This window comes from Caballeronia sp. J97 (assembly GCF_905220305.1).
Taxonomy (GTDB): domain Bacteria; phylum Pseudomonadota; class Gammaproteobacteria; order Burkholderiales; family Burkholderiaceae; genus Caballeronia.
The window spans coordinates 59,388-70,710 of sequence record NZ_CAJMZL010000035.1 but is presented as its reverse complement, the minus strand read 5'-3'; the positions used below and the strand labels follow the sequence as shown (position 1 = coordinate 70,710).

Here is an 11,323-nt window from a genome sequence, read left to right as displayed (position 1 = left end):
ACGAAATCAGGATTTCATAGAAACCAGGATTTCATAGAAACGCAATGCTGCCCCGCAAAGGGGCAAAGCCAACAAACCGATACGCCGAACCCGAACGCCATGTCCAACACCCAACACCGCAAATCAACGGAGACTGACCGATGAATATCAGATTCGACCCTGAGGTAGCGGCGACAGCCGCGCAACGCGCCGACCACACGTTGGCAACATGGCACACCGACCTGAAGCCCGACGCATTACTCGATGCCCTTTGCGACGTCTACTGCAATGAGCCCGAGCGCCGCACGGCGACCATCGCCTTACCCTATGCACACGGCAACGTACGCCAGGCCGAAACCCTCATCGCGCAAGCGCAAAACGAGAACCTGATCGACCAGGCAGAACAGCACGCCGATCACTTCCTGCTGACGACATCGCGTAAAACGTTCTGGCAAAGCGCCCGGCCCTGGCTCAAGGCGCCCGCATCGAGCGACACGCTCCTGAGCTACACGCAAACCAACGGCATAACCCATCCCGTCAGGCCCGTGAACACCGAAGGCACGATCTACGAACGCCACTTTCCCCAGATCGACATGACCTTCAGCCTGCGCACCGCCGACCCCGACGCCGATTCGCAAGTCTTCAGCGACTGGATGAATCTCGACCGCGTCGCGTACTTCTGGGACCAGCGCGGCACGCGCGCGGAACATGCGGCTTATCTCGCCGAACGACGCGAAGATCCGCACATGCATCCGATGATCGGTTGCTTCGACGGCAAGCCCTTCGGCTACTTCGAGTTCTATTGGGCCAAAGAAGATCGCCTGGGCCCGTTCTACGATGCAGGCGACTTCGATCGCGGCCTGCATCTGCTGATCGGCGATGCGCAGTTCCAGAGCGCGGGCAAGCTCAAGGCGTGGTGGAGCGGCGTGCTGCACTACATGTTCATCGACGATCCGCGCACGGAACGGCTCGTCGGCGAACCGCGCGTCGATCACGTACGGCACATCGCGTACATGCATCGCATGGGCTTTTATACGCTGAAGGAATTCGACTTCCCCCACAAACGCGCCGCGCTCACCGTGATCGAACGCGAAAAGTTCTTCGAGGACTTCAGGTTTTGATTGGCGTCGGGGGAAAGTCATGGCGGTAACGACACCGCATGGGCGCGTGCGCTTTTATACTGACGTCGTGTCGGCTCCGCCCATAACTTTCCCTCAGACACCCATGTCCCTCATCAATTACATCACGCAGATTCAATTCGATTTCGGTGCAGTGCGCCTGCTTGCGGGCGAGTGCGAACGCATCGGCATTCATCGTCCGCTGATCGTGACCGATGCCGGCATTCGCGCGGCAGGCCTCCTCGACAAGGTAATCGACGCGCTCGGTTCATCGTCGCCCGTGCCGGTGTTCGATGCGACCCCGCCCAATCCGAACGAAGCCGCCGTGCGCGAAGCAGTCGCGATGTACAAGGCGAATCAGTGCGATGGCGTGATCGCGGCGGGCGGCGGCTCGTCGATCGATCTCGCCAAGGGCGTGGCCGTGTGCGCGACGCACGACGGTCCGCTGCAAAGCTTCGCGGTGATCGAAGGCGGCCTCGCGCGCATCACGGCGAAGACCGCGCCCGTCATCGCCATTCCGACGACCGCCGGCACCGGCAGCGAAGTGGGCCGCGGCGCGATCCTGATTCTCGACGATGGCCGCAAGGTCGGCGTGATCTCGCCGCATGTCGTGCCGAAAGTCGCGATCTGCGATCCGGAACTGACGCTCGGCCTGCCGCCGATGCTCACCGCCGCGACCGGCATGGACGCCATCGCGCATTGCCTCGAAACCTTCATGGCGCCCGCGTTCAACGCGCCCGCCGACGGCATCGCGCTCGACGGCCTGTGGCGCGCGTGGCGTCACATCGAACGGGCATCGCGCGATGGCTCGGACCGCGCCGCGCGCTGGAACATGATGAGCGCATCCATGCAGGGCGCACTCGCGTTCCAGAAGGGCCTCGGCTGCGTTCACAGCCTGAGTCACGCGCTCGGCGGCATCAATCCGAAACTGCATCACGGCACGCTCAACGCGATCTTCCTGCCCGCGGTGATCGCGTTCAACAGCAGCGCCGCGACGATGCAGGAAGAGGGCAAACTCGCGCGCATCGCGCAGGCAATGAGCCTCAAGTCCGGCGATGAAGTCGGCGAAGCGCTGCGCCGGATGACCGCGACGCTCGGCCTGCCGCGCGGCCTCGCCGAACTCGGCGTGACGCGCGAGATGTTCCCGCGCATCGTCGCAGGCGCGCTGAAGGATCACAGTCATAAGACGAATCCGCGCGAAGCGTCGAGCGAGGATTACGAGGCGATGCTCGAAGCGTCCATGTGACCGGACGAGCAGCATTCCGGTCGAAAGAGGGCCGGAGCGCAAGCGCAATAGCGGCGGGCGATTTGCGGCATTGCAACATGCGCTTAGGGGAAAACCCTTAAGTCTGTTACAATGTCGCAAAGTTTAAGGAACAGATCATGCGCCGCCGTTACGAAGTGCTCGAGAAAATCGCTTTCGCCTTGCTTACGTTGTCCGCTGTCATGGACGCCAGCTACATCACTTGGGAAAAGCACCCTAACTTCCGCGAAAACGTCACGGAAATCGTCAAGATGAGCTCGGATCTGTCGATGGCCAACCCGGGTGTCGGCGAGCCGACGCCGCTGGTTCCGATGGCGTTCAACTAAGCGCTGTCGGTCTCCGGCGCGACGCTCGTCGCGCCTTCTGCTTCAAGCCACATACAGGTTATTCGGCCCGCCGCGCCACGGCGCGCGCCGGCTGCTTTATGCTGGCGGCTTCCCGTGCCGTCGCCGCCCAGCATGTCCTCCGCTCTCCATTCCAACGTCGCCATCGGCGATCAGCTCCGCAGTTTCGCCCGTGCGATCGGGCAAATCGTGCTCCAGCGCCATGCCGCGACTGGCGCGCTTGTCTTTCTCGCCGTGCTGTGCGCCAGTCCGCGGCTCGCGTGCGGGCTGCTGATCGGCACGCTGACGGGCAATGTCATCAGCGTGATCATCGAAAACGACGACGCGCCCGCGTTCCTCGACGACCTCTACGGCTTCAACGGCGCGCTCGCGGCGCTCGCGGCGTTCACGTTCATCGGCGATGCGTCGCAGGCCACGGCCGTCGCGATCGTCGCCGCGATGTTCGCGACCTTCCTCGCCAGCAAGCTCAGTCAATTTCTCAAGCGTTACCGGTTGCCGATCTTTTCGAGCCCCGCCATCATCGTGACCTGGTGCTGGCTGCCGCTTTTCGCCGATCGCGGCGATACGGGCGCGATTCCGCAAGTGGCCGCCGGCTTCGTTCCGATGCTCGAGGCCGCGTTCGCGGGCCTCGCGCCGATCACGTTCGCGACCGGCGCGCTCGCCGGCGCGTTGATCGCCGCGGGGCTGTTCGCCTCGCGGCCGTCGCAGGCGGCCTGGGCGCTCGCGGGCAGCGCGCTCGGCGCCACGCTGCACGGCCTCGGCGGCGCGAGCGATGCCGTCGTGCTTTCGGGCGCATGCGGCTTCAACGCCGCGCTTGCGGCGCTCGCGGCCGCGCCGCTCGGCAAGCGCTATGCGCTCGTCGCGATCGTCGCCGCGGTGCTGATCGAGCGGGTGATCGATTGCCTCGGCATCGCTGCATTGACCGCGCCGTTCGTGTTCGCGTCCTGGGCGGTGATCGCGCTCGAACGGCGACTGTCCGGACCCTCGAAACAAGGAGATTCGCATGTCGTTCACCCACACGCCTGAGCGCAGGATCGCGGAAAGCGGGCCGCGTTCGGCCGCCGAAGAGGCCACGCGCGTCGATCTCGCGGCCGCGTACCGCCTCGTCGCGCTCAACGGCTGGGACGATGTCGTCTACACGCATATTTCCGCGAGCGTGCCCGGCGAGCCGGGGCGCTTTCTCATCAATCCGTTCGGGCTTTCGTTCGACGAAGTCACGGCGGGCAATCTCGTCAAGATCGATATCGACGGCAACGTGATCGGCGAGAGCGCGCATCCAGTGAACGCGACGGGCTTCGCGCTGCACGGCGCCGTGCATGCCGCGCGTGAGGATGCCGTGTGCGTGATGCATCTGCACGTGCGCGAGGCGATCGCGGTGTCGACTCAGCCGCACGGCCTGCTGCCCGCGTCTCAACACGCGATGCGCTTTCACGGGCATCTCGCGTATCACGATTACGAAGGGCTCGCGTTTTCGCCGGCGGAAGGCGAGCGGCTCGTGAAGAGCCTCGGCGCGCATCGTGCGATGCTGCTGCGCAACCACGGTCCGCTCACGCTCGGGCGCACCATCGCCGAGGCTTATGTGCTGATGGATATGCTCGTCAAGGCATGTGATATTCAGCTTCGCGCGCTTGCGGGCGTGGGCAAGATGATCGTGCCGACGCCGGAAATCGTCGCGCGCACCGCGGCGCAACTGCATGACGACGACGCCATCGAAGGCGCGCTCGAATGGCCGGCGCTATTGCGCAAGCTCGATCGCACCGATGCGTCGTACCGCGACTGAACCCGGATTCAACTCAACAAGGAGATCAACGCAATGCCGACATTCAACGTTCAATTGTTCGAAGGCCGCACGGCGGAAGAGAAGCGCAAGTTCGTCGAGGCGATCACGCGCACGACGTGCGAGACGCTCGGTTGCGAACCCGGCTCGGTGGACATCATCCTGACCGACGTGAAGCGCGAGAACTGGGCGACCGCGGGCAAGCTGTGGTCGGAGCAGTAAGCGGCCGAGGCGCACATACGGCGCGATGCCGCATGTGCGCGATTCAGACTCTCGGCGTTACATCGATTCCTTCACTGCAAGACGGAACTTGTGCAGCAGCGGTTCCGTATAGCCGCTCGGCTGCGTGCGTCCTTCGAACACGAGCGCACACGCGGCCTTGAACGCGAACGAGCTGTCGAACGAGGGCGCCATCGGGCGATAGGTCGGATCGGCTTCGTTCTGCTTGTCGACGACGGCGGCCATGCGTTCGAGCGTCTTGCGAACCTGCTCTTCCGTGACGATGCCGTGACGCAGCCAGTTCGCGATGTGCTGGCTCGAAATGCGCAGCGTCGCGCGGTCTTCCATCAGGCCGACATCGTGAATGTCCGGCACCTTCGAGCAGCCAACGCCCTGATCGACCCAGCGCACGACATAACCGAGAATGCCTTGCGCGTTGTTCTCGATCTCGTTGCCGATGTCCTCTTCCGACCACGTCGGCTTGTCGACGACGGGAATCGTCAGCAGGCCGTCGAGCAACTCGTTCTTCTGGCTGTCGTAGTCGATGCTTTCGAGCTCTTGCTGAACCTGCTGCACGTCGACCATGTGATAGTGCAGCGCGTGCAGCGTGGCCGCCGTGGGCGAGGGCACCCATGCGGTGTTCGCGCCGGCCTTCGGATGCGCGATCTTCTGCTCGAGCATCGCGTGCATCAGGTCGGGCATCGCCCACATTCCCTTGCCGATCTGCGCGCGGCCGCGCAAGCCCGTGTTCAAACCGACGAGCACGTTGTTGCGCTCATACGAGCTGATCCACTTCGACGATTTCATGTCGCCCTTGCGCATCATCGGGCCGGCTTCCATCGACGAATGCATCTCGTCGCCGGTGCGGTCCAGAAAGCCCGTGTTGATGAACGCGACGCGCGCGCCCGCCGCCGCGATGCACGCCTTGAGGTTGACGCTCGTGCGGCGCTCCTCGTCCATGATGCCCATCTTGATCGTATGACGCGGCAGGCCGAGCAGGTCTTCGACGCGCGAGAAAAGCTCGTCCGCGAACGCCACTTCGGCGGGGCCGTGCATTTTCGGCTTCACGATATAGATGGAACCCGTGCGCGAGTTCATCTTGTTCTTGAGATCGTGCATCGAGCCGAGCACGGTCATCACCGCGTCGAGAATGCCTTCGGGAATCTCGTTGCCGTCGCGGTCGAGCACGGCGGGATTCGTCATCAGATGGCCGACGTTGCGCACGAACAAGAGCGAACGTCCGTGCAGCTTGATAGTTCCGCCGTTGGGCGCGGCGTATTCGCGGTCGGGGTTCATGCTGCGCGTGAAGGTCTTGCCGTCCTTCGTCACCTTCTCGGCGAGATGGCCTTGCATCAGACCGAGCCAGTTGCGATAGAGCTGCGTCTTGTCGGCGGCGTCGACCGCCGCGACCGAATCCTCGCAGTCGATGATCGTGCTCACGGCCGCTTCCATCAGCACGTCCTTCACGTGCGCCGCATCCGTCTTGCCGATGAAGTTGTTCGCGTCGATCTGGATCTCGAAGTGCAGGTCGTTGTGCTTGAGCAGAATGGCGGACGGCTCTTTCGCGTCGCCCTGATAGCCCGCGAACTGTTCGCCGTTCGCGAGGCCGGTCTTGCCGTCCTTCAGCGTGACCACGAGCTTGCCCTGCTCGACGCTGTACTTGATCGCATCGGCATGCGAGCCGTGATCGAGGGGCGCGTTGTCGTCGAGGAACGCGCGCGCGTAGGCGATCACCTTCGCGCCGCGCTTCGGATTGAACTGCGCGGTGCGCTCGGCGCCGTCGCTTTCGTCGATGGCATCGGTGCCGTAGAGCGCGTCGTAAAGGCTGCCCCAGCGCGCATTGGCGGCGTTGAGCGCATAGCGCAGGTTGGACAGCGGCACGACCAGTTGCGGACCCGCCTGCTCGGCGATTTCGCGATCGACGCTGGCGGTGCTCGCCTGCACGAGCGCGGGCGCGGGCACGATGTAGCCGATTTCTTCGAGAAACTTGCGATAGGCGCGCGAATCGCGCACCGGTCCCGGATTGCCGCGATGCCAGTTGTCGAGTTCGGTCTGGAGGCGGTCGCGCTCGGCCAGCAGCGCGCGGTTTTTCGGCGCGAGATCGTGGACGATGGCATCGAAACCCTTCCAGAAGGACGCGCTGTCGACGCCCGTGCCGGGGATGGCTTCTTCGTCGACGAATTTCGCGAGATTCGCGTCGACCTGCAGGCCGTGTTGTTTGATCATGTCGTTCATGGGCACTCCGGCTGAGATTTCTGCTACACAGGGGTTTGGGGAATGGGCTGGTGCTTATGGTAGCGCGTCTTGGGGGAGGATCGAAGCGGCGGGGACGCGCAATGTGTGTGCCTGTACGAGGCCGCGTGCGAGGCGTATCAGCGGGAAGCGTGGCCGGCGGCCTTCTCGTCAGCGAGCTGCTGGAATTGCCGGGCGATGACGAAATCGATCGCGGGGTGTCGGTGCCGCGGGGCGTTGCGCATTTCGTATGCGTCTCGGAACGGTGCGTCAGGGTGCCGTCGGCTCAATGCAGCGTGGAAGAACCCGCCCCACAACAATGCTTGTACTTGCGCCCGCTGCCACATGGGCACGGCTCATTCCTGCCCACCTTTTCGGTTTTTCGCCGTATCGGCTCGGGCGCGTCGCGCCGCGCGTTCTCCTGTCGGCGCGTGTCGAAGTAACGGTAGATATGAGTCAGGCCCGCGATCATTCCCTGGATGATCGCGTCGCGGTCTTGGAAGGCTTCCGGGTCGGTCCGAAACTCGGGGTCGGGATCGTCCTCGTGGTAGAGCATCAGCACCGGGAGCAACCATTTCGCGCGCTCATCGTCTTCGAACAACTCGGTCCAGCTTTCGCGGCGCATCTCAATGCCCGCCATGAAGCCCTCTGCCCATTCGTTGGCGTAAGCGATGCCGTCTTCTCCGTCAAGCGACAGTACTGGCAGATAGACAGCGTCTTCGTGTAGCGTGATTTCGAGCTCGTCCGCGATGGTGTTCCAGTGACGGATCAGCAGTTGCAGGCTCTGTTGAGCGTCTTGTTCGTTCGCGAGAGCATAGTCGCCGCCCAACACCGCGAGAAGCCATTCGTGCGGAGGAACCAGCTCGGGGCCGCAGATCAACGCAGCGAAGAAACCATCGATCATTTCGACCGTCATCGCGTCATCGCCCAAAGCATCGAGGAAGGCTTCCAGGCGATCGAACTCATATTCGGTCAGCGGTTGCGTAGTGTGGTCTTTCAATTCGTTTCCTGATGAACGAGCGACTCGACTTCCGACCCGCTGCGCGCCTCATTATACGGATACGACCGGCCCGGCTTGCGCGCCGAAAAACCGCACGAAAGCCGGGCCGCGAGAACGGCGCAATAAGCCCGAAGCTACGCCCTAAGCAAATCCTCGATCATCACCGGCAGCTTCCTCACCCGCACGCCCGTCGCGTGATACACCGCCCCCGTGATCGCCGCCGCGATTCCCGCCAGGCCGATCTCCGCGATGCCGCGCGCGCCCAGCTCGTTGAAGATCGTGTCGGGATAATCGAGGAAGGTCACGTCCATCTTCGGCGTATCGGCATTGGTCGCGACGACGTAATCCGCGAAGCTGCTGTTGATGGGCGCGCCGCTTCGCTCGTCGTAGACCGTGTGCTCGAAGAGCGCCATGCCGACGCCCATCACCACCGCGCCTTCGATCTGATTGCGCCCCGCGCGCGGATTGAGGATCTTGCCCGCATCGATCACCGTCACGACGCGGCTCACGCGCAGGCGCGCGGTCGCCGGCTCCCACGTCACTTCGGCGAAGTGCGCGCCGAATGAGTGGATCGACCATTTCTTCTTGAGCGGGTCGTTGAAGCCGCCTTTCGCGCTGCCGCTGCCCGACGCCGCATGCAGCTTCGCCGCGTCGAGTATGCGCGCGAACGGCACGCCGCTCTCCGGTCGCTCGTTCTTGCGATGCACATGGCCGCCGCTCAGCGCGAGCTCGTCCGCTTTCGCGCCGGCGAAAGGCGTGCCCTCGATCTTCGCGGCGCGCGCCAGCAGCGTCTTGATGGCCGCGCGCACCGCGTCCGATACCGCCGGAATCACCGATGCCGTCGCCGCCGAGCCGCCCGACACCGGACCGAGCGGCAGCGACGTATCGCCGAGGCCGACTTCGATCCTGTCGAGTGGAATGCCCGTATGCTCCGCGACGATCTGCGCGAGGATCGTGTAGGTGCCCGTGCCGATATCCTGCGTGCCGCACGCGACGCGCGCGGTGCCGTCGGCGCGCAGATCGACGGTCGCGTCCGCCGAGAAGCGCAGCCCCGGCCAACTGCATGCGCCGACGCCCCAGCCGAGCGTGAGCCCGTCACGCTTCATCGAACCGACTTCCGGCGTGCGCCCGGACCAGCCGAACTTGTCCGCGCCCGTCTTCAGGCATTCGACGAAATGCCGCGAGGAAAACGGCAGGCCGCTGCTTTCATCGACATCGGGTTCATTGCGCAAGCGCAGTTCGACAGGATCGATCTTCAACGCGATGGCCAGTTCGTCCATCGCCGATTCGAGCGCGAAGAGTCCCGGCACCGCGCCCGGTCCGCGCATCGACGTGGGCGAGCCGACGTTGCGTTTCACCGTGCCGCCGGTCACGCGCAGATTGGGCGTGCTGTACATCGACGGCGTCGCTTCGCCGCAATCTTCCACGTAATCGTCGGCGATGGCTTCGTGGTTCACGAAGTCGTGCTGCAACGAAACGAGCTTGCCGTCCTGCGTCGCCGCGAGCCGCACGCGCTGCCGCGTGGTGGGCCGGTGCCCGACGTTCTGGAACATCATCTTGCGCGAGAGCACGAGCTTGACGGGGCGCTCCAGCTGCCGCGTCGCCGCCGCCGCGAGCAGCGAATGCGGCCACATCCACAGCTTGCCGCCGAAGCCCGAGCCGAGATAGCGCGAGATCACGCGCACCTTTTCCTTCGGCAGGCCCATCATCTGCATCAGCGTGCCCTGATGATTCGCGACAGCCTGACTCGTTTCATAGAACGTATAGCTCTCGCCGTTCCAGTGCGCGATCGTCGCGTGCAGTTCGATCGGGTTATGCGTTTCGACGGGCGTCACATAGGTCTCGTCGAGTTTCACGGGCGCGTCGTCGAACGCCTTGTCCGGATCGCCGCGCTCGCTGTGCACGTCGAGCTTCTTGTCCGCATCGAGCGTCGCGCTCACATCGTGCGGCGTCTTGTCGTAACCGACCTTGATCGCGGCGGCCGCTGCGCTCGCCGCTTCGAACGTCTCCGCGACGACGAGCGCAACGTATTGCCCGTAGTAGCGAATGATGTCGTCCTCGAAAGGCGGGCGATTCTCGTCGACGAAACCGGTGTCGATCGAGTTGCCCGAGATGCGATAGAAGCGGCCGATATTGCCGCGATGAAGAATCAGCTTCACGCCGGGCATGGCTTGCGCGGCGGCGAATTCGAGCGACGTGATCCTGCCGCTCGCGATGGTGCTGCCGACCGGCACGGCATACAGCATGCCGGGCAGATCGACGTCGGAGGTGTAAGTCGCGCGGCCGCAAACCTTCAGCGGTCCGTCGATGCGCGACTGGGGCCGTCCGATGAACGCGGACGGCTTGATATCGGGCGCCGTAGACATTTAGCGATCCTCACGAAGGTTGCGTGGTGACCATCTTGAGCGCATGCACGATGCAGCGCTTCGATAGCTCGACCTTGAAGCCGTTTTCGCTTTGCGGCTTCGCATCGGCGAGCGCGGCATCGGCGGCGCGTCTGAAGGTGGCTTCGTCGGGCGAGGCGTCCAGCAGTTCCTGTTCCGCTTCGCGCGAGCGCCACGGTTTCGTGCCGACACCGCCGAGCCCCACGCGCGCATGCGCGATGCGCCCGTCCTTCACGCCGATCACGACACCCGCCGACGCGAGCGCGAACTCGTACGAAGCGCGATCGCGCAGCTTCAGATAAGCCGAACGCGCGCCGACGACCGCCGCCGGCAACGTGACGTGCGTGACGAGATCGCCCGCATCGAGCACGTTCTCGCGATCGGGCGTCGTGCCCGGCAGCAGGAAGAATTCGTCGATCGGGATCGCGCGCTTGCCGCCCGTGCCTTCGACATGAATCGTCGCTTCGAGCGCCTGCAGCGCGACGCACATGTCCGACGGATTGCTCGCGATGCACGATTCGCTCGTGCCCATGATCGCCATCATGCGATTGAAGCCCTGGATCGCCGAGCAGCCGCTGCCCGGCTCGCGCTTGTTGCACGGCGATGTCGTATCGCGGAAATACACGCAGCGGGTGCGCTGCAGGATGTTGCCGCCCGTCGTCGCCATGTTGCGCAACTGCACGGACGCGCCCGCGAGCACCGCTTGCGAGAGCACCGCATAGCGCTCGCGGATCAACGGATGATGCGCGAGATCCGAGTTGCGCGAGGTCGCGCCGATACGCACGCCGCCGTCCTTCGTTTCCTCGATCTTGTCGAGCGGCAGGCGGCTGATATCGACGACGCGCATGGGTCGTTCGACGTTGAGCTTCATCAGGTCGAGCAGCGTCGTGCCGCCCGCGAGGAAGCGCACTTCCGCGCCTTGCTGCGCCGTATGCGCGAGCGCGCCGGCATTGATCGCGTCGCGCATGTCGCGCGCGCGGGAGAGCTGGAACCTGTCCATGTCGCG

Annotated in this window: 10 protein-coding genes; 6 read left to right on the top strand and 4 right to left on the bottom strand. The window is 64.3% G+C overall.

The annotated features are described in order from the left end of the window. Positions 1-140: 140 nt before the first annotated feature. From U4Y90_RS30840 to U4Y90_RS30815, 6 genes are all read left to right on the top strand, one after another. Positions 141-1,100 carry a GNAT family N-acetyltransferase gene (locus U4Y90_RS30840; protein ID WP_321800361.1) on the top strand — a complete coding sequence of 320 codons (960 nt, stop codon included), beginning with the start codon at positions 141-143 and terminating at the stop codon, positions 1,098-1,100. Between the two features lie 103 nt (positions 1,101-1,203). After that, on the top strand, positions 1,204-2,343 hold the full coding sequence (locus U4Y90_RS30835; RefSeq protein ID WP_321800360.1) for an iron-containing alcohol dehydrogenase: 1,140 nt from the start codon (positions 1,204-1,206) through the stop codon (positions 2,341-2,343). A gap of 137 nt (positions 2,344-2,480) precedes the next feature. Then, positions 2,481-2,687, top strand: coding sequence for a hypothetical protein (locus U4Y90_RS30830; protein WP_321800359.1), 207 nt, complete (start codon positions 2,481-2,483; stop codon positions 2,685-2,687). A gap of 132 nt (positions 2,688-2,819) precedes the next feature. Continuing rightward, positions 2,820-3,731: an urea transporter gene (locus tag U4Y90_RS30825; protein ID WP_321800357.1), complete on the top strand. Its 912-nt coding sequence runs from the start codon at positions 2,820-2,822 to the stop codon at positions 3,729-3,731. Then, on the top strand, positions 3,709-4,485 hold the full coding sequence (locus U4Y90_RS30820) for a class II aldolase/adducin family protein (protein ID WP_321800356.1): 777 nt from the start codon (positions 3,709-3,711) through the stop codon (positions 4,483-4,485). Before U4Y90_RS30825 ends, U4Y90_RS30820 begins: the two co-directional genes overlap by 23 nt. 33 nt (positions 4,486-4,518) lie before the next feature. After that, complete coding sequence (locus U4Y90_RS30815; protein WP_061166030.1) at positions 4,519-4,704, top strand: 4-oxalocrotonate tautomerase; 186 nt, start codon at positions 4,519-4,521, stop codon at positions 4,702-4,704. Positions 4,705-4,761: 57 nt separating this feature from the next. Here the strand turns inward: U4Y90_RS30815 and U4Y90_RS30810 are convergent, their stop codons facing one another. The 4 genes from U4Y90_RS30810 to U4Y90_RS30795 all read right to left on the bottom strand — a co-directional run bounded on the left by U4Y90_RS30810 (position 4,762) and on the right by U4Y90_RS30795 (position 11,317). Next, entirely contained in the window at positions 4,762-6,936 is a 2,175-nt protein-coding gene (locus U4Y90_RS30810; protein WP_321800352.1) for a malate synthase G, read from the bottom strand. A gap of 283 nt (positions 6,937-7,219) precedes the next feature. Beyond that, positions 7,220-7,933 (bottom strand): UPF0149 family protein, encoded by a 714-nt coding sequence (locus tag U4Y90_RS30805; protein ID WP_321800350.1) that lies wholly within the window; start codon positions 7,931-7,933, stop codon positions 7,220-7,222. 134 nt (positions 7,934-8,067) lie between these two features. After that, positions 8,068-10,299 carry a xanthine dehydrogenase family protein molybdopterin-binding subunit gene (locus U4Y90_RS30800; protein ID WP_321800349.1) on the bottom strand — a complete coding sequence of 744 codons (2,232 nt, stop codon included), beginning with the start codon at positions 10,297-10,299 and terminating at the stop codon, positions 8,068-8,070. 10 nt (positions 10,300-10,309) lie between these two features. Continuing rightward, complete coding sequence (locus U4Y90_RS30795; RefSeq protein ID WP_321800348.1) at positions 10,310-11,317, bottom strand: xanthine dehydrogenase family protein subunit M; 1,008 nt, start codon at positions 11,315-11,317, stop codon at positions 10,310-10,312. Between the last annotated feature and the right edge of the window lie 6 nt (positions 11,318-11,323).

Bases quoted from the DNA above. Each gene is read 5' to 3' on its own strand.
- U4Y90_RS30840 (WP_321800361.1), top strand. From the start codon at position 141: ATGAATATCAGATTCGACCCTGAGGTAGCGGCGACAGCCGCGCAACGC.
- U4Y90_RS30795 (WP_321800348.1), bottom strand. From the start codon at position 11,317: ATGGACAGGTTCCAGCTCTCCCGCGCGCGCGACATGCGCGACGCGATC.
- U4Y90_RS30825 (WP_321800357.1), top strand. From the start codon at position 2,820: ATGTCCTCCGCTCTCCATTCCAACGTCGCCATCGGCGATCAGCTCCGC.
- U4Y90_RS30830 (WP_321800359.1), top strand. From the start codon at position 2,481: ATGCGCCGCCGTTACGAAGTGCTCGAGAAAATCGCTTTCGCCTTGCTT.
- U4Y90_RS30810 (WP_321800352.1), bottom strand. From the start codon at position 6,936: ATGAACGACATGATCAAACAACACGGCCTGCAGGTCGACGCGAATCTC.
- U4Y90_RS30835 (WP_321800360.1), top strand. From the start codon at position 1,204: ATGTCCCTCATCAATTACATCACGCAGATTCAATTCGATTTCGGTGCA.
- U4Y90_RS30815 (WP_061166030.1), top strand. From the start codon at position 4,519: ATGCCGACATTCAACGTTCAATTGTTCGAAGGCCGCACGGCGGAAGAG.
- U4Y90_RS30800 (WP_321800349.1), bottom strand. From the start codon at position 10,299: ATGTCTACGGCGCCCGATATCAAGCCGTCCGCGTTCATCGGACGGCCC.
- U4Y90_RS30820 (WP_321800356.1), top strand. From the start codon at position 3,709: ATGTCGTTCACCCACACGCCTGAGCGCAGGATCGCGGAAAGCGGGCCG.